This window comes from Baekduia sp. Peel2402 (assembly GCF_052567285.1).
This window is the reverse complement of sequence record NZ_CP199582.1, coordinates 3,653,697-3,677,551: the sequence shown is the minus strand read 5'-3', so window position 1 is coordinate 3,677,551 and position 23,855 is coordinate 3,653,697. Positions and strand designations below refer to the sequence as shown.

Below are 23,855 nucleotides of genomic sequence, written 5' to 3'. Positions count from 1 at the left end.
ATGACCCCCGAGCTGCCCTACTGGCCGGGCGGCAGCGGCGGCTCGACGCGGCAGTTCCACCTGATCCGCGCGCTGCGCGGCCAGGGCCACGAGGTCGACGTCGTCGCCCCGGTCCACGGCGCCCAACGCGACGGCGTCGCGTCGCTGGCCGACACCGGCGCCGGCCTTTTCCTCGCCGCCCGCGGCCCGTCGCGCGTCGCCGAGACGGCCCGTGCGCTCAGCCGCCGGCCGCGGCTGGTCCCCGACGCCGCCCTGTTGCCGGTGATGGCGTGGCAGGTCGACGTCTTCTGGACGCGGCTGCGCGAGCAGGTGGACGCGGCGCTGGCGCGCGAGCCCGACGTCATCAACGTCGAGCACGACTGGGCCGCGCGCTGGGGCCTGGAGCTGCCGGCAACCATCCCGGCTGTCCTGACGCTGGAGAACCTCTCCTGGCGCTATTACGAGAACCGCGCCGCCGCGGCGACGGGCGTGCAGCGCTCCCTGCTGGAGGCCGAGGCACGGCGCTTCCTGAACTTCGACCGTCGCCACCTCGGCCGCTACGCCGGGCGGGCCACGATGTCGCCCGACGACGCACGCTTCCTGCGCGAGGACCTCGGCTTCGACAGCACGGTCATCCCCAACGGCGTCGACACCGCGGCGCTGGACGTCGGCGCGCCGTCGGCCGCGCCGATCGCGCTGTTCACCGGCACGTTCGGCTACCCGCCCAACGCCGAGGCGCTGGAGTGGCTGCTGCGCGACATCTGGCCGCGCGTCGTCGCCCAACTGCCCGCGGCGCGGCTCAGCGTCGTCGGCCGCGACGTCCCGCCCGCCGTCGCTGCGCTCGCCGACCCCGAGACCGTGACGCTCGCCGGCTGGGTTCCTGAGATGCCGCCGTGGTTCGCCCAGGCGCGCGCGGTCCTGGTCCCGATGCGCTCGGGCGCCGGAACGCGACTGAAGGTGCTCGACGGCCTCGCGTCCGGGCGCCCGCTGGTCACGACGACCATGGGCGCCGAGGGCGTCGACGTCGCCGACGGTGAGCACGTGATCATGGCCGACGGCGCCGAGGCCTTCGCGGCGGCGACCGTGCGCGCGCTCACCGACGACCCGCTGACCGCGCGCCTGGGCGCCGCGGGCCGGGCGCTGGCGCGGGACGTGTACGACTGGCGAGCGATCGGCGCGCGCTACGCGGCGCTGTTGGAAGGGCTCGCCGGGGTCAGCGCTTGACGCCGATGCGACCGGTGTAGTCGATCCGGCTCAGCAGCGGCGCGTCGGCGCGGCCGGCAAAGAACTCGTCGACGGCCTCGCGGGCGCCGGCCCAATGGCCGTAGTCGTCGATGACGAGGACGCCATTGGGCTGCAGGCGGTCCCAGAAGTGCTCGAGCTCGTGGCGCGTGGACTCATACCAGTCGGTGTCCAGGCGCAGGAGCGCGATCCGCTCGGGGCCGTTGGCCGGGATGGTGTCCTCCACCTTGCCCTGCACGAACTCGACGTGGTCGGCGGGATAGCCGACGGACGCCATGTTACGGCGGACCTCCGCAAGCGACCCGAAGGCGAAGACCGGATCGTCGGCCTGGCCCCGGTGGCTCTCCCACTCGGCGTCCATGCGCGCGCCGGTCAGCGCGTCGACGTCGCGCTCTGACGGCTCGCTCATGCCCTCGAAGGTGTCGAACAGCCACAGCGTGCGGTCGCGGACGCCGTGGCCGAGCAGCGCGCGGGCAGCGAGCATCGACGAGCCGCCGCGCCAGACGCCGCACTCGACGACGTCGCCGGGCACCTCATGGCGGACGACGTGGGCAACGGCCTGCCAGAGCGCGTACATGCGCTCGGTCGAGGTCATCGTGAACTCCACGCAGGCGGCGAGGTCGGCCGCGAACGCGCGCTCGAGGTCGGGGTGGGTGGCCTCCAGGCGGGAGGGGTCGGGCGTGCGGCGCAGCTCGTAGCCGGCGCGCGCCAGACCGGTCGTCAGACGGGAGCGGATGGAGGTCATGCCCAGTTCGGTCGGTAGGTGAGCTCGTAGCGGAGGTCGCGGGTGCGTTCGCCCACGGGCTGCGCGGGCGTGCCGGCGACGATGGCATACGGCGCGACGTCGCGCGTGACGGTCGCGTTCGCTGCGACGATCGCGCCCTCGCCGATCGTCACCCCGCCGAGGACCGTCGCGCCGAGCGCGATCCACACGCGATCGCCGATGACGATCGGCGCGAAGACGGCGGTGAAGTCGGGGTCCTGCACGTCGTGCTTGGCCGTCATCAGCCGGACGAAGCCGCTGATGTTGACGTGGTCGCCGATCTCGATGCCGCCGCGCGCGTCGACGAGCGCGTGCGGGCCGATGATCGACCCACGGCCGAGCGTCAGCCGCTGCGGGAGGAAGACCTCGGCCGTGGCCATGACGATCCCGGTCCGAGGGTCGGCCTGCCGGACGCCGAAGGCGCGGTAAAGCGCCATGCGCGCACCGGCGAACGGGATCCGGTTGACGATGGTGTTGAGCACCCATTCCGGCGTGGGGAGCCACCGGAGGGCGAGCTTCTTCAAAAGCGGCACCGCGGACAGGCTACGGGGCCGTCCCGGCGTTCGCGGTCGCGACCCAGCCGATCGGGAGCGCGCGGCGCTGGTCGGCGCGGCGGTCCAGCGGGCCGGCCAGGCGGCGCAGCAGCTCGCTGACCAGCAGGGCGACCGAGCCCGCGACCCGCGTCAGCGGCCGTGCGGGCGCCCCGGGCGGCGTGGTGGCCAGAGCGGCGTGGCGCAGGACGTGGGCCAGCGTCGACCAGTAGCCCGTTAGCGGCGTCACGACGACGTCGGCGAAGCCGCCGCGCTCCAGCGTCCCGCGCAAGCCGTGACTCGTGTAGCGCCAGTGGTCGTGGGGCTCCTCGTGCAGCTCGCCGACGAACGGGACGGTGACCAGCAGCGGCGCGCCGGGCCTCAACACGCGACGCAGCTCGGCCACGACGCGCTCGGGCTCGGCCACGTGCTCGAGCACCTCGGTGCACAGGACGGCGTCGAAGCTGGCGTCCGCGACGGGCAGGTGGTGGAGGTCGGCGACGATCGCCGATGCCCGCCCGCCCGCATGCTCGCTGCCCGGCCAGTCCTGCGTCACGTGCTCGCAGTGCACGAACAGCGGCCGGTAAGGCGCGTCGCCCGCGCCCGCGTCCAGGACGCGCGTGCCCGCCGGGAGGCTCGCGGCGAACGCCGCGACCGCGTCGGCGATCGGCCGGCGCTGAATCGGGGAGCGGGCGATGAACGCGTCGAGGGCGTCGGTGGGCATGGCCACAGGATGCCGGGAGCGGGGGCCCGAGGGACCTGAGGCCGCGCCGCGCGCTCCGCTAGCGTGCGCGCGATGGATGGTCCGATCCGCGTTGCCCTCGTCGGCGGGGTCCCGCCGACGCTCGGCGGCGGCGGCCTCGAGACCCAGGTGACCGAGACCCGCGCGGCGCTCGAGCGCCGCGGCCACGAGGCGTTCCTCGTCGCGCGCCAGGACGCGCCGCGGCCGTTCGACGTCCTGCACGCGATCAGCGCCGAGCTCGACGTCTGCGCCTGGCTGGCCCATTGGCGCCGCAACCCGGCACCGCTGGTCGTCTCCCCCGTGCTCGTCGTCGCGCCAGGCCGCGAGCGGATCGAGCTCGTCGCCGCGCGCGTCCCTCTGCGCTCCTACGGGCCGCGGCTGCGCGCCGGCCTCCTGCGCCGCGCCGACCTGTCGGTCGCCCAGACCGCGCACGAGGAGGGCCTGCTGCGCCGCCTGGGCGCGCGCCGGACGACCGTCGTGCCCAACGGGGTGACGCCGATCACGCCGACCGCGCCACCCGCCGGGACGCCGGAGACGCCGTACGTCCTGATGCTCGGCTCGGTCAGCGCGCGCAAGCGCCAGGCCGAGACCGTCGCCGCCCTGCCCGCCGGCCTAGGCGTCGTGGTGGCCGGCGGCTTTGACGGCACCGCGGCCGAGCGCGCCGCCTTCGAGCGGGCCGTCGAAGCCTCCGGCGCGACGTGGCTCGGCGAGGTCCGCGATCCCGGCGCGGTGCGCGCGCTGCTGCGCGGCGCCCGGGCGCTCGTCCACCTCTCCAGCGCAGAGGGCCAGGCGCTCGCGCTGCTGGAGTCGCTGCACGAGGGCACGCCGGTCATCGTCTCCCCGCTGCCCGCCAACCGCGAGCTCGCCGCGCGCCACCCCGGCCACGTGCGGGTCGTCGACGGTCCAGAAGGCGTCGCCGCGGCGCTGGCCGAACTGGAGCGCGGCGGCGCGCGGCCGGCCGTCCCGGCGATCCCGACCTGGGACGATGTCGCCGCCACGCTAGAGCGGTCCTACCGCGAGGTCGTCGGGACCGCCCGATGAGGCGCGGGGCGTGACCGACCAGGATCAGGTCGAGCTGCTGGAGGCCGGCGTCGCCGAGCCTGCGGGGCTGACCGTTCAGACCGCGACGCGCACGGTCGTCGCGCAGGTACTCGGCCGCGCGGTGTCGCTGCTGGCCGTCGTCGGCTCGACCGCGATCGTCGTGCGCCAGATCGGCGTCACCTCTTACGCCGACTGGGCGACGGTGCTGTCGATCGTCGCGCTCATGGCCTTCGCGTTGGACCCGGGCATCTCGCCCGTCGTCGTGCGGCGCCTGACCCAGAGCCCGGAGGAGGCGCCGACCGCCGAGGCGCTCGTGCGCGTCCGCCTCGTCCTCGGCCTGCTGGCCCTGGCCGTCGTCGTCGGCGTGACGACCGCCCTGCGCGGGACGAACAGCGCGCTGCTGGCACTCGCGCTCGGCGCGCAGGTCATCCCGCGCGCGCTAGTGCTCAACGCGACGCCGTGGTTGCAGCTCGACCACCGCCTGCACCGCCAGACGTCGCTGGAGGCCGTGACCGCGAGCACCGGCCTGATCCTGCTGGCGATCGCGGCGGCCGCCGGCGCGTCGACGCCCGTGCTCGGGCTGCTGGGCTTCACCGTGCCGACGACGCTGCTGGCGCTGTTGGTCCGGCGCGAGCTGCGCCGCACGCCGTCGCTCGCGCGGGCGGTGCCCGGCCCACAGCGGCCGCGGGTCGCCTCGATGCTGCGCGAGGTCGTCCCGCTCGCGCTCGCGCTCGTCCTCGTCGCCGTCTACACGCGCACGTTCGTCGTCTTCCTCAACGCGAGCGAGGACTCCGACACGGTCGCGAAGTTCCTCTTCGCCTTTCAGTTCATCGAGCAGCTGATCGTCGGCGCCGGGATCGTGGCGGGCGCCGTCCTGCCGCTCCTGGCCCACCGCCGCCGCTCCGCCGACCTGCTCACCGACGAGGTCACCCGCAACCTGCTGGCCGCGATCACCGCCGCGGGCGCGCTGGTCAGCGTCCTGCTGATCGCCCTCTCCGCACCGCTGGTGAAGGTGATCGGCGGCCCGAGCCTGGCCGGCGCCGACCACTACCTCGTGCTGCTGGCACCCATGGGCGCCGTCATCCTGCCGGCGCTCGTGCTCGCCTATGTGTACGTCGCCCAGGGCCGCGCGCGCAGCTACCTGCACTTCAACATCGTGGCGTTGGCCGTCAACCTGATCGCCAACGCGGCGCTCACGCTGACGCTCGGCGCCAACGCGTCGGCGCGCATCAGCTGGGGCACCGAGGCGCTCGTCATGACGCTGGCGATGCTGCCGATCCTGCGCGCCGACGTCGCAGGGCGCCGCACCGCGGCGCTGATGGTGGCGCTGGTGTCTGTTACGGTCGCCGCCGCCGAGCTCACGGCGGCCGGCGTGCTCTCGGCGCCGATCGCAGCGCTCGGCCTGGCGGTCGTGGTGGTCGTCCTGGCGCGTTCGCGCCTGGCCTGGTTGCTCGACGCCGTCCTGCCCGAGCGCTTCCTCACGTCCGCCGTCTCCGCCCACCCCAACAGCCCACCCGCCCTCGACGCGCGCTTCGGCCGCCCCTGGCCGCTGCCCCGCCCGCTCGCCGGGCTGCTCGTCGTCGCGCTCGCGCTCGGCGCGGCCTGGACGTTCGTGACGCCAGCGCTGCAGGCGCCCGACGAGAACTCGCACTTCGGCTTCGTCCAGTACTTCGCCGAAACCGGCCACCTGCCCGGCGACCCGACGCGCCCGGTGTTCTCCAGCGAGCAGACCACCGCGTCGGCCGGCTCGAACTCCGACCAGGCCGCGTCGCAGATCACCGCGCGGATGTTCTGGACCAAGGCCGACTACGAGCGCTGGAAGGCGGCCGACCGCCGGCTGCCGGACACCGCCCCTTCCGACGCGGGCGGCCCGAACCCGGCCTCTAGCAACCCGCCCTTGTACTACATCTACGCCGCGCCGGCCTACCTGCTGGGCAAGGGCACCGACCTGTTCGGCCGCCTGGAGCTCGTGCGGCTGGCCTCGGTGCTGTGGCTGCTGGTCACGGTCGCGGGCGCGTGGCTACTGGCCGGCGAGGTGTTCGCCCGCGACCGCGGCGCCCAGCTGTGCACGGCCGGCGCCGTCGCGCTGGCACCGATGGTGCAGTTCGTCTCCTCCACCGCGTCGCCCGACACGATGCTGTTCGCGACGTGGTCGCTGATGCTGTGGCTCGGCGTGCGGCTGCTCAAACGCGGGCTCACGCCTGCTGGCGCTGCGGCCCTGTGCACCGTCGCGGGCGCCGCGTGCGTCGTCAAGGCCACCAGCTACGCGGCACTGCCCGCGGTCGCGCTGTGCCTGCTGATCGCCGGCCTGCGCGCCGGCGCCCTGCGGCGCCCGCTGGCGCACTGGCGCCCGATCGCTGCCGCCGTCGCCGCGCTGGCGCTGACGCTCGGCGTCTACGTCGTCTGGACCCGGGCGACCGGCCGCGCGGTCTCGACGCAGGTCGCTACGGTCGGCGGCCAGGCCAGCGACTCCAGCCTGCGCGACCTGCTGTCCTACGTCTGGCAATTCTACCTGCCGCGCACGCCGTGGCAGACCGACTACCCGTCGATCGCGCCGACGATCCCGGTGTGGGACTACGCGCTGAAGGGCGTCTGGGGCACGTTCGGCTGGACCGAGATCCTGTTCAGCGGGCCTGTGTACCTGGTGATGGGGGCGATCACGCTGGCCTGCGGCGTCCTGTCGTTCCTGGGCCTGTGGCGCGACCGGCGCGGCGTCGACTGGGCCGTGGTCGCGTTCCTGGCGCTGGTGGTGATCGGCCTGCTCGCCGGCCTGCACTACACGGAGTACCGCCAGCTCAAGGGCGGTGCCTCGAACTTCTTCCAGGGCCGTTACCTGCTGCCGCTCGCGCCGCTCGCCGGGCTGGCGCTGACGCGCACCCTGCGGTGGCTGCCGTCTGGGCGCCAGGCGCCGGCGATCGCGATCAGCCTCGCCGCGCTGCTCGTCCTCGACGTCTTCTCGCTCTCTCTCGTGCTGGTGCGGTTCTATGCCTAAGCCGCGCACCGCGCTTCTCGTCACGCTGGCGGTCGGCGCCGTGCTGTTCTTGGTGGTGTCGCTCGCGCGCGGCACATCGTTGTCCTACACCTTGGGCGTGGGCGCCAACGCCGTGGCGGTCAAGCTCGAGCCGGGCAAGGAGTTCTGCCAGGAGCCGATCACCGCCCAGAGCAGCCGCAAGTTCGACCACGTCGAGGTGACGCTCGGCACCTACCACCGCCCGGGCTCGCCGCTGGCCGTGACGGTCCTCGACCCGCAGAGCCGGCGCGTGCTGGCGCGCGGCGCCCTGGCCGGCGGCTTCTCCGACATCACCCAGGAGCCGGTCCAGCGCATCACGCTGGATCACGCGATCAACCCGAAGACGCTCGCGGTCTGCTTCCGCAACACCGGCGAGCACTCGACCGCGTTCTACGGCTCCGGCGACGGCGCGACGCAGCCCAGCAGCGCGACGCGCAAGGGCCAGAGCCTGGGCACCGACGTCACGTTGGCCTTCACCGCCGGCCACCGCTCGTGGGCGTCGGCGATCGGCGACGTCTTCTCGCGCGCGCCGCTGTTCCGCACGCCGCGGATCCCGGGTTGGCTCTACCTCGCGGGCCTGGTGCTGCTGGCCGCGGGTGCCGCGGCGGCGCTCACGGCGGCGGTCGGTTCGGCGTTCGCCGAGTCGACGCCCAGCGACGACGACTGATCGTCCTCGTCGTCGACCGCGCCGAGCGCGGCGGTCAGCCGCCGCTCCAGCAACGCGACGCGCTGGGCCAGGATCTTGTTCTGGTCGGTCAGTCGCGAGATCGCCAGCGAGAAGTGCAGCATCAACATGACGACGAAGCCGAGCGCGACCGCGAACAGGGCCGCCGGGCCGTACTGCACGCCGACCGTCGTCGAGATGCGGTTGAGCAGGTCGCCCCACACCGACAGCGCGAGGAGCACGGCGGCGGCGAACAACCACAGCAGCGCGTAGCGCTCCAGCAGCCGCTTGCGGCGGACCAGCTCGAAGACGAAGAGGAAGAGCCCGCCGGAGACGAGGATCGAGATGATCTGGAGGCGCGTCTGCACGGTGGGTTCAGACGCCGCGCTGGGCAGCCACCGCCGCCGGATCCCCGACCTCGACGACCGGCCGCGCCCGCAGGAGGCCGACGAAGATCGCCAGCAGCACCTTGATCATGTAGAAGATCGAGCGCGAGGCGTTGATGGACGAGACGCCGCCCTGGCGCTCACGCATCGTGACCGGGATCTCGGCCGACGCGAGCCGATGCGCATGGACCATGAGCACCGCCTCGACCTCGGGGTAGTCGTGCGGGTAGTCGTTGGCGAACAGCTCGATCGCGCGGTGGTCGCACATCCGGAAGCCCGACGTCGGGTCGGTCACCGGGCGCTTGGTGACGCGCGAGAGGATGAAGCCGAAGATCTTGATGCCCAAGCGCCGGACGCCCGAGGATCGGTAGCCGTGCTCCTCATCGCCCTGCAGGAAGCGCGAGCCGGTGACCATGTTGAGCTCGCCGCGGTGCGCGCGCAGGTGGCGCAGCAGGCCGTCGATCTGCGCGGCGTCGTGCTGGCCGTCGCCGTCGACCTGGACGGCGTAGTCGTAGTCGTTCTCCCTGGCGTACAGGTACCCGGCCTGCACGGCGCCGCCGATGCCGAGGTTGAACGGCATCCGAAGCACGTCGGCGCCGGCGGCTCCGGCGACGCGAGCGGTTGCGTCGGTCGAGCCGTCGTCGACCACGACGACGTCCCACCCGGGCGCGTTCTTGCGCAGGTCGGCGACGGTCGACGCGATCGCGTCGGCCTCGTTGTAGGCGGGGACGATGGCGAGGAGCTTGCTCATCAGAGGTACGAACGGCCCGCGCAGCCGGAGGTTCCGCGCATGTGCCGCCCCGTCACGATACCCACCGCGACGGTCGAGCCTCAGCGCGCCAGCGCCCGCAGCTCCGGCGGGACCGCCCGCAGAGCCCAGGCCAGCGCCGCGTAGGCGACCAGCCCGATCGCGGTCGCCGGCACGGCCGGGACCGGGATGAGCGCGCCCAGCGCCAGCGCGCCGCCCAGCGCGAGAAGGATCCGCGGCACCCGCGCTGGGCGGATCGCGACGTCCCGTGACAGCGCGATCGCGTAGGCGGTGCACAGCGTCGCCTCGCCCAGCACGGCGCCCAGCGCGGCGCCGCGCTCGCCGTGAGCGGCGGCCAGCAAGGCGACGGCGGTGCCGGTCACCGCGAAGGCGAGCAGGTTGCAGCGCAGCAGCACGCCCTGGCGGTGGCGCGCGAGCAGCGCGAAGCCCAGCCCGGAGATCGCAAACGTCAGCGCCAGCGCCGCGCCCTGGATGCGCAGCGACCCGATCGCGGCGTCGAAGCCGTCGCCGGCGATCACGGCGATGATCGCCGGGGCGCCGAGGATCGCCCCGAGCGCGGCGACGCCCCCGAGCAGGACCGAGCCCTCGATCAGCCCCGCGGTCGCCCGGCTGAAGCGCTCGGGCGCCGACGCGGCGGCCCGGGCCAGCAGCGGGAAGGCGCTGGTCCCCAGCAGCGCCGGCACCACGGCGACGATCACGATCACCCGAAACGAAGCGCTGAACGCGCCGGTCTCCTGCGGCGTGGCGACCAGCTCACAGACGATCAGCGAGGCGTACAGGTACAGGACGCCGCTGGCGGTCGCCAGCCCGACGGGGACCGCGTCGCGCAGCAGCCGCGGCCAGGCCGCGCGGTCGAGCACGGGCCGCGGGACGCCGCGCCCGAGCACCGCGACCGTCGCGACGACGAGCGCCAGCGCGACCGGGACCGGGATCGCCAGGAACCACAGCAGCCCGGCGCCCGCGGCGACCAGCGCGAGCATCAGCGCCGTGGTCGCGGCCTGGCGGCCGACGTCCAGCGCGGTGACCGTCCCGATCCGCAGCGCGCTCTGCAGGGGCACGGTCGCGGTCTGCTGGCCGGCGAGCAGCACGCCGGCGCCCGCCGCCAGCGCGGCGCCCGCGACCATCGGCGCGTCGTAGCCCAGCAGCACGGCGACCGCCGCCGACAGGCCGACACCCGCCACGGCGAGCGCGACGCGCAGCCCGAGCAGCGCCTCCAGCCCGCGGCGCCGCGCCTCCGGCCCGCCAGGTGCCTGCGCGTATTCGCGCAGCGCGAGCGTCCCGAGGCCGAGGTCGCCGAGCGCGGTGATGATGGCCACCAACGCCGTCACCGCCTGGTAGCGGCCGTAGTCCACGACCCCCAGGTGACGGGTCAAGGCGACGACGCCGACCAGCGACAGCAGCGTGCCGAGCGCGAACCCGACCACGCGCAGCGCGCCGCCGCGGACGACCAGCGCCCCGGCCTCGGGCGTGTCGAGCACGTCCACGTTCTCGGCGGGTGCCGCCATCGCCGCCAGCCTACGGGCAGGCGCTGTCGGGGGCAGCCTCGCTAGGCTCCCGCCGCAATGCCCAAGTCTGCGCTGATCACCGGAATCACCGGCCAGGACGGCTCTTACCTTGCGGAGCTCCTGCTCGAGAAGGGGTATGAGGTCCACGGCATGGTGCGCCGCGCCTCGACCGAGAAGTTCGACCGCATCGAGCACCTCCGCGACCGGATCACCCTGCACCAGGGCGACCTGCTCGACCACCGCTCGCTGGTCGACACCCTGCGCGCGAGCAAGCCGGACGAGATCTACAACCTGGCCGCGATGAGCTTCGTCGCGGTGTCGTGGATCCAGCCGACGCTGACCGCGGAGTTCACCGGCGTGGGCGTCACGCGCGTCCTGGAAGCGATGCGCGAGGTCTGCCCCGAGGCGCGCTTTTACCAGGCCTCGTCGAGCGAGATGTTCGGCAAGGTCCTGGAGGTCCCGCAGACCGAGGCGACGCCGTTCTACCCGCGCTCGCCCTACGGCGTAGCCAAGGCCTACGGCCACTTCATCACGGTCAACTACCGCGAGTCCTACGACTTGCACGCGACGTCCGGGATCCTCTTCAACCACGAGTCTCCCCGCCGCGGCCTGGAGTTCGTGACGCGCAAGATCACCTGGCACGCCGCAGCGATCAAGCACGGCAAGCTCGACAAGCTGTCGCTCGGCAACCTCGACGCCGAGCGCGACTGGGGCTACGCCAAGGACTACGTCGAGGCCATGTACTTGATGCTCCAGCAGGACAAGGCCGACGACTACGTCATCGCCACCGGCAAGACCAACACGGTCCGCGAGTGCGTCGAGATCGCCTTCGACGAGGCCGGCATCCCCGACTGGGAGAAGCACGTCGAGATCGACCCGCAGTTCCTGCGCCCGGCCGAGGTCGACCAGCTGATCGGCTCGCCGGCCAAGGCCAAAGCCGACCTGGGCTGGGAGCCGCAGACGACCTTCGAGGAGCTGATCCGCCTGATGACCCGCGCCGACCTCGGGCTGCTGAAGCCCTAGCGGCGCAGGTCGGCGAGATCTGCGGAGACCATCTCCGCGATCATCGTTTCGAAGGCGATCTCCGGCTCCCAGCCGAGCACCGCGCGGGCGTGCGACGGGTCGCCGACCGGCGCCGTCGCCTCGGGCGGGCGGACGAACTCCGGGTTGACGCGCACGACGCGGCGCTCGTCCGGGACCTGCGCGGCGTCGAACGCGGCGGCCACGAGGTCGCCGACCGTGCGCCCGACGCCCGAGGCGAAGATGTAGTCGTCGGGCGCGTCGGCCTGCAGCGACATCCAGGCGCCGCGGACGACGTCGGCGGCGTGGGACCAGTCACGGACCGCGGACTGGTCGCCGAGGACGAGCTCGTCTTGCAGGCCGAGGGCGATCGACGCGGCGCCGCGCGTGACCTTGCGCGGCAGGAAGCGCTCCGGCCGGCGCGGCGACTCGTGGTTGTAGGTGATACCGCTGACGACGTAGAGCCCGAGGCGCTCGCGCAGCACGCCGACGAGCTGGTGCGCCGCGAGCTTGGCGATCCCGTAGGGCGAGTGCGGCCGCATCGGCGAGCCCTCGGTCTGCGGCGCCTCGCCGGCGTCGCCGAAGATCTCGCTGGAGGTCGCGACGAAGACGCGTGCGTCCGGCGCGACGCGCGCCGTCTGGACCAGCAGCGTGCCGGTCGCGCCCGCGATCGCCGCCATCGTCTCCGCCGGGTTCTCCCAGGACGCGGGCACGAACGTCGGCGCGGCCAGGTGGTAGAGCTCGTCGGGGCGCACCGCCTCGACCGCGCGGACCAGCGACGACGGGTCCAGCAGGTCGCCCTGGACGCCGCGCACGCCCTCGGGCATCCGTCCAGGATCACGGCCGACACCGACGACCTCGTAGCCCTTGGCGAGCAGCAGTTCCGCCAAGTACGAGCCGTCCTGGCCCGTCGCACCGGTGATCAGCGCCCGCCGTACCGTCACGCCGTGTGCCAAACTGGAATGGAGCGCGCCACCGCGGGGCAGCCTATGCCACCGGCCCTGCGACCGCCCTCCCCCGTGCACCAAGCACGAAACCTCTGGCGCGCAGAACCGTTGTAGGCAACGAAATGCCCGCTTCCACCCCAGCTCCCCTCGACGACGCCCGCATCGCTGCCGGGAAGGACGACGACCCCGCCGTGCCACCGCCGACGGTCTCCGTCCTGGGCGTCCCGCTCGCGCTCACCGACTACGAGCGCACGATGGACTGGATGGACGGCACGATCGCCCAGCGCGGCAAGGGCTACATCTGCGTCGCCGCGACCCACACCGTGGTCGCCACGCAGGACGACCCCGAGCTGCGCGACGCGGTCCGCGGCGCCTCGCTCGTCGTCCCCGACGGCCAGCCGGTCGTCTGGGCGATGAACGCGCTCGGCCACAACCTCCCGTCGCGCGTCTACGGTCCGGACCTGATGGCGAAGTTCTGCGAGCGCTCGGCGCTGACCGGCGCGCGCATGTTCCTCTACGGCGGCCGCAACCAGGGCGCGCTCGTGCAGCTCGCGCTCAACCTGCGCCGCCGCTTCGCTGGCCTGCAGATCGTTGGCGGCTACTCGCCCCCGTTCCGACCGCTGACCGACGAGGAGATCGACGCGGTCGTCGCGGAGATCAACCACGCCAAGCCGGACGTCGTCTGGGTCGGCATCGGCGTGCCCAAGCAGGAGAAGTGGATGGCGGCGCTGCGCGACCGCATCGACGCGCCCGTGCTCGTCGGCGTCGGCGCCGCGTTCGACTTCCACGCGGGCCTCATCCCGCAGGCGCCGTCCTGGATGCAGTCGGCCGGCCTGGAGTGGCTCTACCGCCTCTCCAAGGAGCCGCGCCGCCTCTGGAAGCGCTACCTGACCTACAACCCGCGCTTCGTGCTCGGGTTCGCCCGCCAGTACGCCCGCCACCGCCGCGGCCTGGCACGCTCCAACGCCCGATAGCCTGCGGGCGGACATGAGTGACGTAGCAGTCATCGGCCTGGGCAGGGTCGGCCTCCCGCTGGCGCTCGCGTTCGCCGACGCCGGCCTGTCGGTCATCGGGGTCGACAACGACGCGGCCCGGATCGGCGCGCTGCGCGACGGGCGGATGCCGTTCGAGGAGCCAGGCGCCCAAGAGGTCCTGGACCGCGTCCGCGAGCGGCTGACGCTGGCCGAGCGCGCCACCGACGCGTCCCCCGCGCGGCACATCGTGCTGACGCTCGGCACGCCGGCGATGTCGCACATCGAGATCGACCTGCGCCAGATCCGCGCGGTGCTCGACGACCTGCTGCCGCACCTGCGCGAAGGTCACGCGCTGCACCTGCGCTCCACGATCGCGCCCAACACCACCGACTACGTCGCCGGCTACATCGAGAAGCACCGTGGCTTTGAGATCGGGACCGAGGTGTTCGTCGCCCACGTCCCTGAGCGGATCGCCTCGGCGAAGTTCTTCGAGGAGATCTCGACGCTGCCGTGCATCGTCGGCGGCGTCGGCGAGCGCTCGGGCGAGGTCGCCGCGGAGCTGTTCGAGGTGCTCGGCGCGCCGATCGTGCAGACCACGCCCGTTCAGGCCGAGCTGGCCAAGATCTGGACCAACATCCTGCGCTACGCGAACTTCGCGCTGCCCAACCTGTTGATGATGGACTGCGAGCAGTACGACGCCAACGTCTTCGAGGTCGTCGACCTCATCAACAAGGACTACCCGCGCGGCGGCATGAAGCTGCCGGGCTTTACCGCGGGGACGTGCCTGCGCAAGGACTTCGCCTTCTCCGAGGAGCGCTCCAACGCCCCGGGGATGCTGTTGGCGGTCTCGCGCGTCAACGAATCCGTGCCGCTGTTCCTGGTCCAGGGCCTGAAGCGACGCCTGGACGGCTCGCTGAAGGACAAGAAGATCGCGGTGCTCGGGCTGGCCTTCAAGTCCGACACCGACGACGAGCGCGACTCGTTGTCCTACAAGCTGATCCGGCTGCTGGAGCGTGAGCTGGCCGACGTCGCGATCCACGATCCGCACGTGCCAACGCCGACGCAGTCGCTCGGCGACGCGGTGCTGGACGCCGACGCGGTGGTGGTGGCGACCAACCACCAGGAGTTCGGGACGCGCGACACGCTGCGCGCGATCGTCGAGGGCGCCAAGCGCGACGCGCTGGTCGTCGACCCGTGGAACTGCTGGGGCGCCGCGCAGGTCTTCGCGCACGCCGACGAAGTCCTCGCGCTGGCCGCTCGGTAACGTCCTTCGCCGCATGAATCGCGTCCTCGTCACCGGCGGTGCCGGCACCATCGGCGCGGCGGTTGTCCGCCGCCTCCTCCGCGACCCGCGCTTTGAGGTGCGGGTCTCCGACCAGCGCGAGGCGCCGCAGTGGATGCGCGAGGGCTGCGAGGTCCACCAGGGCGACCTGCGCGTCCTGGACGAAGCGCGCAAGGCCACCCAGGGCTGCTCGCACGTCATCCACCTGGCCGCGATCGTCGGCGGCATCGGCAACTTTCACAAGCTGCCCCACACGCTGACCGAGGTCAACAACGCGCTCTACAACGGCGTCGTGCGCGCGGCGCTGGACCACGACGTGGAGCGGTTCGTGTACGTGTCGTCCTCGATGGTCTTCGAGCGGGCGACGGAGTACCCGACGACCGAAGCCCACATCCACGACACGCCGATCCCGGCCAGCGCCTACGGGTTCTCCAAGCTCACGGGCGAGGTGTACGTGAAGGCCGCCCACGAGGAGCACGGCTTCCCCTACACCATCTGCCGCCCGTTCAACGCCTACGGCCCGGGCGAGATGCCCGAGGACGAGCCGGGCATCGCGCACATGGTCCCCGACGTCATCAAGAAGTGCCTGGCGCTGCCCGAGGGCGCGCCGCTGCCGATCTTCGGCGACGGCACCCAGACGCGGACGATCACCCACATCGACGACATCGCCGACGGCATCGTCGTCTCGATGGCCTCCGAGGCCGGACTTCACGAGGACTTCAACATCTCGGCCGCCGAGGAGATGACGGTCGCGGAGATCGCGCGCGTCATCTGGGAGGAGACCGGGCGCGACCCGGAGGCCTTCGAGCTGGAGCACCTGCCGACCTACCCGGTCGACGTCGTGCGCCGCTGGCCGTCGGTTCAGAAGGCCGAGGACTTGTTGGGTTGGAAGGCGCAGATCGGCGTCCGCGACGGCATCCGCCAGACCGCGGACTGGCTGCGCGGCGTGTTTGCCTGACCGCACGCCGGGTAGCCGTTGTACATGGCCAACCTCTCCATCCGCCGCAACAAGAGCAAGAAGCAGCGCGCGGCGAGTGCCGCCTCCACGGCTGGCTCCGCCGCCATCACGTTCCTGAAGGCCCGGATCGCCTGGGTCGCGGGCAAGAAGGCCGCCAAGGTCGCCGTGCCCGCCGCCGCGGCCGGGACCGCCGCCGTCGTCGCCAAGAAGCGCTTCAGCCGCGACGACGCCTCCGCCCCGCCCGCACCGTCGACGACCGGCGCCGACTCCGTGCCGACGGCGCCCGCCGGCGTCGCCTAGACCGTCTAAGCGTCCGGCGGCGTCAACAACTGGTCGACCGGGGCGTAGTCGTCGCGCAGCAGCTTGCCGCCTGAGGCAAAGCGCGCGGTGACCGCCCGGTCGAAGGCCGCGGCCCCGATCTGATCGGGGTCGTAGCCGTTCCAGGTGCTCGGCGTGTCGGAGGCGAGCACCACCAGGTTCCCGCTCTGCGGCGAGATCGCGCCGCCCGCGTCCGGCGCGGCGACGAGCTGGACGTCGCGGAACGCGCGCCGCAGCGTCGCGACCTCCGCGCGGGCCAGGTCCATCTTCTCGTAGTCGATGATGTTGATCGCGTAGAGCCCGCCGGGCTTGAGGACGCGCTTGACCTCGGCCAGCCACTCGCGCGTCAGCAGCTGCCACGGGACCGTGAAGCCCGAGAAGGCATCGCCGACCACGACGTCGGCCGACGCGGTCGGCAGATGCCGCATCTCGGCGCGCGCGTCCCCGACGACCGCGCGCAAGTTGTCATCCGTCTTGAGACCGAGCTTCTCGCGGTCGAGGTCGACGAGCTTGCCGTCGACCTCCAGCACCGTCGCGTGCGACCCCGGCCGCGTCTTGACCAGCCACTGCGGCAGCGTGAACCCGCCACCGCCGACGAAGACGACGTCTTGCGGCCGCGGCGCCGGCACGCGCTCGTCGATCGCGCGCGCCAACCACAAGGTGTAGGGGAACGCGAGGTTGGCGCGGTTGTCCAGGTCGACGAACGAGTTGTAGACGTTGTCGAGCACGAGGACGCGCCCGCTCGCGTAGTTGACGTCCTGCTCGACGTGCGCGCAGTGGTAGGTGGTGTCGGCGTCGCAGGGCGAGTCCCGCGTGGCCGCCAGGACGCCGGTGGCGACGACCATCAACAACGCCGCGGCGGCCAAAGGCGGCGCCAGCGCCCGCAGGTACCCGCCGAGCGCCAGGCCGTAGACCGCCAGCGCCAGGCCGATCACGAGGACCGCGGTCGACACCGGGATCAGCGGCACGAGCACGAAGCCCGTGCCGAAGGTGCCGACCAGCGCGCCGGCGGTCGCGTAGGCCGACAGGTGGCCGACCGTCGCGCCGGAGGAGCCGAGGTCGCGCAGCTGGATCCGGGCGACGGTCGGCGAGACCGCGCTGAGCACCGCCGCCGACGGGACCAGCGACGCGAGCGTCACGCCGAGCGCCGCGAGGTTGCCGTGCCCGCGCGCCGACGGCCCGAGCCAGCGCACGATCGGAACGGTCAGCAGCGCGAGCGTGCCGCCGACGACGAACAGCCCGACGGTCAGCCGCTGCGGGTCGGTGCGGTCCGCGACCGTCCCGCCAACCCACGCGCCGAGCGCGATCCCCGCCAGCACCGCGCCGATGATCGACGTCGTGGTCTCCAGCGTGAGCCCCACGTAGGGCGCGAGCAGCCGCACCGCGAGGATCTCCAGCATCAGGACGGCGCCGGAGGCGAGGAAGACCGTCAGCGCCGCAAGAGCGGGCGCGAGCGCGGCAGAGGGCGGCGGAGCGGGAGGCTCCGAGACAGGACGGGCGCGCGCGGCGGACACCGCGCGACACTAATCAGACGCGCTCGGGCAAGTACGTCCCGCCCCACCCGGACGGGTGGGGCGAGCGCGGCGGCGCTGCTACGGCGTGGCGTCGAGCGTCGAGCGCAGGCCGTCGAGGATCGAGACCTGGGCCTCGAAGGCGAGCTCCTCGCGGGCGCGGGAGACGTCGAGGCAGGAGCGCTCGATCTCGCCGAGGCGAGCGTCCTCGAAGCGCGGCTCGAAGTCGGCGGCCTGGTCGGGCGCGAGCTCCTTGAGCGCGTCGACGATCTCCAGGACCGACGTCTCGCGGCCGGTGCCGACGTTGACCTCGCCCGTGACGCCGGACTGGCCGGCGGCGAGCTGGGCGCGGACGACGTCGCCGACGTAGACGTAGTCGCGCGTCTGCGTGCCGTCGCCGTAGATGACCGGGCGCTCGCCGGAGCGCAGCTTGCCGCAGAAGATCGCGATCACGCCGGCCTCGCCGAGCGGGTCCTGGCGCGGGCCGTAGACGTTGCCCAGGCGCAGCGTCACGTTGCTCTGGCGGTAGAGGCGGCGGTACCAGCCCAGGTAGCGCTCGGCGCAGAACTTCGACTGGCCGTAGGCGGCCATCGGCAGCGGCTCGGTGTCCTCGGGCGACGGGATCACGTCGGCGTCGCCGTAGATCGCACCGCCGGTCGAGGTGTTAACGACGCGGCCGACGCCGGCCACGCGGGCCGCCTCGAGCACGTTGACCGTGCCGACGACGTTGACGCCCGCGTCAAACGCCGGGTCCTCGATCGACTTGCGGACGTCGATCTGGGCGGCGAGGTGGAAGATCACGTCCGGCGCGACGTCACCGACCAGCGCGGTCAGCTCGCGCGCGTCGGTGATGTCGACCTGGTGCAGGCGCGCGCCGCGGTCCAGCGCACCCGCCTCGAGGTTGCTCAGCCGCCCGGTGACGAGCGTGTCGATGACGTCGACCTCGGCGCCCTGGTCCAGCAAGGCGTCGACGAGGTTTGACCCGATGAAGCCGGCTCCGCCGGTGACGATGGCACGCATGGAGGCCGGAGGCTACAAGTCGCCCCGCCGTTCGCGACGTCTTCTCAGGCGACGTTCGTATAGAGCTCAGCCAGCCGCGGGGCGATGACCGCAGGCGCGGCACGGCGCCGGGCGGCGGCCAAGGCGGCGGCGGGCGCGCCGGGGTCGGCGAGCAGGCGCTGCGCGGCAGCGGCGAGCGCGGCGGGGTCGTCGCGAGGCGCCAGCGCGACGTCGCCGTCGAGCTCGGCCAGCGCGCCGACGCCGGTCGCGGCGACCGGGAGCGCCGCGGCGAGGGCCTCGAGGGCGGCAAGGCCGAAGGTCTCGTGGGCGCGGCTCGGGACGAGCCCGACGGCGTGGCGGGCGCGCAGGTCGGCCAGCTTGGCGGTCGAGACGCGGCCGGTGAAGGTGACGTCGGCGCCGGAGGCGCGCGCGAGCGCGCGCAGGTCGTCGCGCAGCGGGCCATCGCCGCAGACGGTGAGCGGCAGGCCGGCGAGCGCCGCCGCCTCGATCGCCACGTCGACGGCCTTCTCGGGCGCCAGCCGCGAGACGACCAGCGCCCCGCGGCGCCCGGCCGTGAGCGGCGGCGGCGCATCGACGAAGTCCCGCACCACGTGGCCGAGCACGTGCGCCCGCTCGGCGCCCGGCGCGCCCAGCTCGATCAACCGCACGCGGGCCGCCCCGCTCGGGACGACGATCGCGTCCGCCTCCGCGACAAGCCGCCGCTGCTGGGCCGCCAGCCCGAGCGCGTAGGTCAGCGCCTCCCCGCGCGCGCCGCGGCACCCCAGGCGCACGCCTGGCTTCGTGTCGCGCCCGTGGCAGCGCGTGCAGTCCTCACCCGCCGGGTTCACGCACGTGCCGACCGCGCACACCAGGCGGTAGTTGTGCAGGTGCAGGACGGTCCGCGCGCCGGCGCTCCGGGCCGCGGCCAGCGCGCGCCAGCCCAGCGACGGGTGCAGGTTGTGGGCGTGGACGATCCGCGCGCCGGTCAGCTTGACCGCCGCGGCGACGTCGTCGGGATCCAGGCCGCCGCGCAGCAGGCCGATCGCCGCGCGGGCGCGCCCGAGCGCCGCGCTGTCGCGCTCCAGCACCTCCGCGTCCTCGTCCAGGTGCTCACGCACGAGCCACGCGAGGTCCTCCACGACGCGCTCCTCGCCGCCCGGCGTGCGGTACCGGTTGTGCAGGAAGAGGATCACGGAGCCTGGAACCTATTGCGTACTGTCCGTCGTGTCCGTGCCCGCGCCCGCCGCCGTCATCCTCCCCACCGCTGGACGCCCCGGCTACCTCGACGTCGCGCTGGCGTCGATCGTGCCGCAGGCGCGTGCGCTGGGCGCCGACGTCCTGGTCGTGGACGACGGGCCGAGCGAGGCGACCAAGGCCGCCGCGGCCAGGCACGGCGCGCGCTACGTCGCCCACGCGCGCGGCATGGGCCTCAACGCCGCGCGCAACACCGGCGCCCGCCACACCGACGCGCCGCTGCTGGCCTACGTCGACGACGACGTCGAGGTCCACGCCGGCTGGCTGGCCGCGCTGATCGTCGCCGACGCCGCCCTGCCCGCCGACGTCGGCGTCCTCACCGGCCCGATCCTCGCGCGCTTCGACGACCACCACCCGCGCTTCTGCGGCCGCGAGCTGCCGCCGATCACGCACCTGGACCTCGGCGATCGCGACACCGACGCCGAGCACGCGTGGGGCGCGAACATGGCCGTCCGCCGCGCGGCGCTTACACGCGTCGGCCCGTTCGACGAGTCCCGCGAGCTCTACGGCGACGAGCAGGAGTGGCAGCAACGCCTGAAGGCCGGCGGCGGGCGCATCCGCTACATCGCCGGCGCCGCGCTGGACCACCGCCGCGCCGGCGACGACGCCCGCGTCGCGTCGCTCGCGCGCGCCGCCTACAAGCGCGGCCGCGCGTCGCGCCGCTTCGACGTCTTCAAGGACACCGCGCCGACGCCGCAGGAGGAGCTGCGCACGCTCGCCGGCTGCATCGCCCACGGCCCGCGCTTCCGCTGCGCCAACGGACCGATCCTGACGGCGCACCAGCTCGGGCGATTGCGGTCGCTGCTCGACGAGCGCCTGACGATCCCGCCGCCGCCCGCCGCGACGCCCGGCGTGGACGACTTCCTCTCCGGCCGCAGCGGCCTGGTCGCCGGCAAGCGCGGGACGCTCCTGCGCGCCCATGACGCGCTGCTCGACCTCGCCGCCGCGCCCCGCCGGCGCACCCTGCGCGCCGCCGCCGGCCGCCCGCCCCGCCGTCGCGTCCTGGTCGTCGGCGTCGAGCGCACCGACGTCCCCAACCTGATGGCCGACGCGCGCGCCGAGCTGTCGCGCTCCCGCCACGACGTCACGATCGACGTCGCGCCCGCCGCGCCGGGCCTGGGCAAGTTCGAGAACCTCGACGCGCTCCTCGCCCGCCACGCGCCGCTGGCGGAGTTCGACTGGATCCTCGTGGTCGACGACGATGTCGCGTTCCCCACCAACTTCCTCGACACGTTCCTCGCGCTCGCCGAGGCCGGCGGCCTTCAGCTCGCCCAGCCCGCCCACCGCCGCCACTCGCACGCCGGCTGGCCCGTGACCTACCGCGCACGCGACAGCGACTGGCGCGAGACCACGTTCGTGGAGATCGGCCCGGTCACCGCCTTCGGCCGCGACGCCGCCGCGGCGCTGCTGCCGTTCCCCAAGGACCTCAAGATGGGCTGGGGCCTGGACGCGCACTGGTCGGCGGTCGCCCAGGAGCGCGGCTGGACGATCGGCGTCGTCGACGCGACCCCGATCGGCCACACGCTGCGCCCCGCCGCCGCCGACTACCCGCGCGAGACCGCCGCCGCCGAGGCGCGGCGCTTCCTCGACGGTCGCCCGTATGTCACCCGCGATGCGGTCCGCACGGTCGCGTCCCACCGGATCGGCGAGGCGACATGAAGGTCTTGGTCGTCGCCGAGTTCTACCCGCGCCAGGCCGACCCGGCGCTCGGGATCTGGGCGCACCGCCAGGCGCTCGCCGCGCGCGACCACGGCGCCGACGTGCGCGTCGTCGTCCTGCACCGCCCGATCGCGCCCGCGGCGCGCTTCAAAGACCCGGCGGCGTGGCGCGAGCTGATGGACCAGCCGCGCCGGACCCAGCTCGACGGCCTCGACGTCCGCTACCTGCGCTTCGTTTCACCGCCGCGCGGGCGCTCGTACGCCTACTGGGGCGCGTTCGCCGCGCCCGGCCTGGCGGTCGAACTGCGCCGCATCCGCCGCGAGTTCCCCTACGACCTGGTCCACGCGCACTACGCGATCCCGTCCGCCGACGCCGTCTTGCGCACGCGCGAGAAGACGCCGCTGGTGATCTCCGAGCACGGCGGCGACGTCTTCCACACCGCGCGCCTGCCCGCCGGCCGCGAGCGCGTCCGCCGCGCGTTCTCCGCCGCGCACCTGGTACTCGCCAACTCGCTGGGCATCGAGGACGCCTGCCGCCACCTCGGCGCGCGCCGAACACACGTGGTCCACCTCGGCACCGACCTCACGCCGATGGAGCGCCGCCCGCCCGCGCACCCGACGCTGGTCACCGTCGGCCAGCTGATCGCCCGCAAGCGCCAGGCCGACGTCCTGCGCGCGATGTGGGTGCTGCGCGACCGCCATCCGGACCTGCGCTACCGGCTGATCGGCGACGGCCCCGAGCGCGACCGCCTCGCCCACCTGGCGCGCGAGCTCGGCCTCGCCGAGCGCGTCGAGTTCACCGGCCCGCTGCCCCACGAGGAGGCGCTGCGCCGCGGCCGCGACGCCACGGTCTTCGTGATGCCGTCGACCGATGAGGCGTTCGGCGTGGCCTACGTCGAGGCGATGGCCGCCGGACTGCCGGCGATCGGCGCGCGCGGCGAGCCCGGCCCGGAGGACATCGCGCGCGTCGGCCACGGCATGCGGCTCGTCCCGCCCGGCGACCCCGAGGCGCTCGCGCACGAGATCGACCACCTGCTCGACCACGACTGGGGCGCGCGAATCGGCGCCGCCGCCCAGGCGACCGTCGCGGCGCACTTCACGTGGGACGCGTGCGGCGCGGCGACCGTCGCCGCATACGAAGAGGCGCTGCACGGGTGAGCACGGCGGCCGCCTCCGACCGCCGGCCGGTCCTGCTCGTCACCAACCTCGTCGCGCCCGACCGCGCGGGCGCCTTCGCCGCACTGCACGAGCGCGAGGACATCATGTTGGCCTTGTTCGGCGGGCGCTCGCACCACGCGACCGGCGCCGTCGCCGACCCGGGCGTGCCGTTCACCACCATCTCGCAGCGCGAGGCCTACAACTTGGCTTCTTCCGGCCGCTTCCGCGCCGTGATCGCCGGCACCGCCGGGCGCACCGCGCTGCCCGCGGCGGCCGCGGGCGCGCGCCGTGCGAAGGTCCCGTTCCTGCTGTGGACCGCGCTGTGGGCGCATCCGCGCACGCCCGCGTTCACGCTGGCGGGCGCGCCGCTGCTGCGCATCTTGTACAAGAACGCCGACGCGGTCATCACCTACGGGTCGCACGTGAGCGCGTTCGTGGCGGCGCGTGGCGCGCGCAACGTCCACGTCGCGCCCCAGGCGGTCGACGCCGCGTTCTGGACCGCGCCCGCGCCGGAGCCCCACCGTCCGGCCGGCGCCACGTTCGTCGCGCTCAACGTCGGCCGCCCCGCCCGCTACAAGGGGATGCCGGAGCTGCTCGACGCCTGGCGCCTGTCCGGACTCGGACCACCCGGCGCGGCGCTCACGCTGGTTGGGGAACCGGACGACGAGCAGGACGTCCTCCCGCCCGGCGTCGCGCGCGCCGGACGCCTCGATCCCACCGCCTTGCGCAACTTCTACGCCGGCGCGGACGTCCTGGTCATGTCCGCCATCAAGACCCGCGACTTCCTCGAGCCGTGGGGCCTGGTGGCCAATGAAGCCATGCACCAACGACTGCCCGTCATCGCCACCACCGCCACCGGCGCCGCCGCCGGGGGCCTCGTCCGCGACGGCCGTAACGGCCTCGTCGTCCCCGCCGGGGACGCGCCCGCGCTGTCCTACGCGCTGCGCAAGCTGGACGAGGACCCCGCCCTGCGGCAGCGCCTCGGCGCGGCGGCCGCAGACGACGTCGCCGCCCACACGTTCGCCGCGTGGGCCGACGGCGTATCTGCCGCCCTGGTGAGCGTCGGCGCGGGCCGGGAAGGGGATCGCTAACGTGTCCACCTCGCAGGGACTCCACCGTCACGACCGCCAGCACGGAGGCCCGCA

22 protein-coding genes are annotated in these 23,855 nt (G+C 73.8%); 12 read left to right on the top strand and 10 right to left on the bottom strand.

Annotated features, from left to right (window positions below; genetic code table 11):
- Positions 1–1,203 (top strand): glycosyltransferase family 4 protein, encoded by a 1,203-nt coding sequence (locus ACT01A_RS17945; RefSeq protein WP_445148458.1) that lies wholly within the window; start codon positions 1–3, stop codon positions 1,201–1,203.
- Here ACT01A_RS17945 and ACT01A_RS17940 read toward each other — a convergent pair.
- From ACT01A_RS17940 to ACT01A_RS17930, 3 genes are read right to left on the bottom strand one after another with little or no spacing between them, the layout of a single operon-like run.
- Complete coding sequence (locus tag ACT01A_RS17940; RefSeq protein WP_445148457.1) at positions 1,193–1,966, bottom strand: TylF/MycF/NovP-related O-methyltransferase; 774 nt, start codon at positions 1,964–1,966, stop codon at positions 1,193–1,195. The genes ACT01A_RS17945 and ACT01A_RS17940 overlap by 11 nt on opposite strands.
- On the bottom strand, positions 1,963–2,517 hold the full coding sequence (locus tag ACT01A_RS17935; RefSeq protein ID WP_445148456.1) for an acyltransferase: 555 nt from the start codon (positions 2,515–2,517) through the stop codon (positions 1,963–1,965). Before ACT01A_RS17935 ends, ACT01A_RS17940 begins: the two co-directional genes overlap by 4 nt.
- A 10-nt stretch (positions 2,518–2,527) precedes the next feature.
- On the bottom strand, positions 2,528–3,238 hold the full coding sequence (locus ACT01A_RS17930; protein WP_445148455.1) for a class I SAM-dependent methyltransferase: 711 nt from the start codon (positions 3,236–3,238) through the stop codon (positions 2,528–2,530).
- A 72-nt stretch (positions 3,239–3,310) separates the two neighbouring features.
- On the opposite strand from ACT01A_RS17930, the gene ACT01A_RS17925 reads away from it, so the two are divergent.
- From ACT01A_RS17925 to ACT01A_RS17915, 3 genes are read left to right on the top strand one after another with little or no spacing between them, the layout of a single operon-like run.
- Positions 3,311–4,297: a glycosyltransferase family 4 protein gene (locus ACT01A_RS17925; protein ID WP_445148454.1), complete on the top strand. Its 987-nt coding sequence runs from the start codon at positions 3,311–3,313 to the stop codon at positions 4,295–4,297.
- A gap of 10 nt (positions 4,298–4,307) precedes the next feature.
- Positions 4,308–7,289 (top strand): DUF2142 domain-containing protein, encoded by a 2,982-nt coding sequence (locus tag ACT01A_RS17920; RefSeq protein ID WP_445148453.1) that lies wholly within the window; start codon positions 4,308–4,310, stop codon positions 7,287–7,289.
- Positions 7,282–7,974, top strand: coding sequence for a hypothetical protein (locus ACT01A_RS17915; RefSeq protein ID WP_445148452.1), 693 nt, complete (start codon positions 7,282–7,284; stop codon positions 7,972–7,974). Before ACT01A_RS17920 ends, ACT01A_RS17915 begins: the two co-directional genes overlap by 8 nt.
- On the opposite strand, the gene ACT01A_RS17910 is transcribed toward ACT01A_RS17915, so the two are convergent.
- From ACT01A_RS17910 to ACT01A_RS17900, 3 genes are all read right to left on the bottom strand, one after another.
- Positions 7,872–8,339 (bottom strand): DUF2304 domain-containing protein, encoded by a 468-nt coding sequence (locus tag ACT01A_RS17910; protein WP_445148451.1) that lies wholly within the window; start codon positions 8,337–8,339, stop codon positions 7,872–7,874. The two genes, ACT01A_RS17915 and ACT01A_RS17910, sit on opposite strands and share 103 nt — an antisense overlap.
- A gap of 7 nt (positions 8,340–8,346) precedes the next feature.
- Positions 8,347–9,108: a glycosyltransferase family 2 protein gene (locus ACT01A_RS17905; protein ID WP_445148450.1), complete on the bottom strand. Its 762-nt coding sequence runs from the start codon at positions 9,106–9,108 to the stop codon at positions 8,347–8,349.
- A gap of 80 nt (positions 9,109–9,188) precedes the next feature.
- Complete coding sequence (locus tag ACT01A_RS17900; protein ID WP_445148449.1) at positions 9,189–10,631, bottom strand: oligosaccharide flippase family protein; 1,443 nt, start codon at positions 10,629–10,631, stop codon at positions 9,189–9,191.
- Between the two features lie 57 nt (positions 10,632–10,688).
- Between ACT01A_RS17900 and gmd the strand changes: the two genes are divergently transcribed.
- Complete coding sequence (gmd, locus tag ACT01A_RS17895) at positions 10,689–11,654, top strand: GDP-mannose 4,6-dehydratase (RefSeq protein WP_445148448.1); 966 nt, start codon at positions 10,689–10,691, stop codon at positions 11,652–11,654.
- On the opposite strand, the gene ACT01A_RS17890 is transcribed toward gmd, so the two are convergent.
- Positions 11,651–12,595, bottom strand: coding sequence for a GDP-mannose 4,6-dehydratase (locus tag ACT01A_RS17890; protein ID WP_445148447.1), 945 nt, complete (start codon positions 12,593–12,595; stop codon positions 11,651–11,653). The genes gmd and ACT01A_RS17890 overlap by 4 nt on opposite strands.
- 125 nt (positions 12,596–12,720) lie before the next feature.
- Between ACT01A_RS17890 and ACT01A_RS17885 the strand changes: the two genes are divergently transcribed.
- The 4 genes from ACT01A_RS17885 to ACT01A_RS17870 are packed head-to-tail and all read left to right on the top strand — an operon-like array spanning position 12,721 to position 16,112.
- Entirely contained in the window at positions 12,721–13,572 is an 852-nt protein-coding gene (locus ACT01A_RS17885; protein ID WP_445148446.1) for a WecB/TagA/CpsF family glycosyltransferase, read from the top strand.
- 13 nt (positions 13,573–13,585) lie between these two features.
- The gene (locus ACT01A_RS17880) at positions 13,586–14,836 is read left to right on the top strand and encodes a nucleotide sugar dehydrogenase (RefSeq protein ID WP_445148445.1); all 1,251 of its coding nucleotides are present in this window, start codon (positions 13,586–13,588) and stop codon (positions 14,834–14,836) included.
- Between the two features lie 13 nt (positions 14,837–14,849).
- Positions 14,850–15,812, top strand: a complete 963-nt coding sequence (locus ACT01A_RS17875; RefSeq protein ID WP_445148444.1) for an NAD-dependent epimerase/dehydratase family protein — start codon at positions 14,850–14,852, stop codon at positions 15,810–15,812.
- A 24-nt stretch (positions 15,813–15,836) separates the two neighbouring features.
- Complete coding sequence (locus tag ACT01A_RS17870; RefSeq protein WP_445148443.1) at positions 15,837–16,112, top strand: hypothetical protein; 276 nt, start codon at positions 15,837–15,839, stop codon at positions 16,110–16,112.
- Between the two features lie 5 nt (positions 16,113–16,117).
- On the opposite strand, the gene ACT01A_RS17865 is transcribed toward ACT01A_RS17870, so the two are convergent.
- The 3 genes from ACT01A_RS17865 to ACT01A_RS17855 form a co-directional block, all read right to left on the bottom strand.
- Positions 16,118–17,644, bottom strand: a complete 1,527-nt coding sequence (locus ACT01A_RS17865) for a fused MFS/spermidine synthase (RefSeq protein ID WP_445148442.1) — start codon at positions 17,642–17,644, stop codon at positions 16,118–16,120.
- A gap of 78 nt (positions 17,645–17,722) precedes the next feature.
- Positions 17,723–18,661: an NAD-dependent epimerase/dehydratase family protein gene (locus ACT01A_RS17860; protein ID WP_445148441.1), complete on the bottom strand. Its 939-nt coding sequence runs from the start codon at positions 18,659–18,661 to the stop codon at positions 17,723–17,725.
- Positions 18,662–18,705: 44 nt separating this feature from the next.
- Positions 18,706–19,833: a glycosyltransferase gene (locus ACT01A_RS17855; protein WP_445148440.1), complete on the bottom strand. Its 1,128-nt coding sequence runs from the start codon at positions 19,831–19,833 to the stop codon at positions 18,706–18,708.
- A 37-nt stretch (positions 19,834–19,870) separates the two neighbouring features.
- Between ACT01A_RS17855 and ACT01A_RS17850 the strand changes: the two genes are divergently transcribed.
- From ACT01A_RS17850 to ACT01A_RS17840, 3 genes are read left to right on the top strand one after another with little or no spacing between them, the layout of a single operon-like run.
- Entirely contained in the window at positions 19,871–21,553 is a 1,683-nt protein-coding gene (locus tag ACT01A_RS17850; protein WP_445148439.1) for a glycosyltransferase, read from the top strand.
- Positions 21,550–22,710, top strand: a complete 1,161-nt coding sequence (locus ACT01A_RS17845; protein ID WP_445148438.1) for a glycosyltransferase — start codon at positions 21,550–21,552, stop codon at positions 22,708–22,710. The genes ACT01A_RS17850 and ACT01A_RS17845 overlap by 4 nt, the downstream gene beginning before the upstream one ends.
- Positions 22,707–23,801: a glycosyltransferase family 4 protein gene (locus ACT01A_RS17840; RefSeq protein WP_445148437.1), complete on the top strand. Its 1,095-nt coding sequence runs from the start codon at positions 22,707–22,709 to the stop codon at positions 23,799–23,801. The genes ACT01A_RS17845 and ACT01A_RS17840 overlap by 4 nt, the downstream gene beginning before the upstream one ends.
- Positions 23,802–23,855 lie beyond the last annotated feature (54 nt).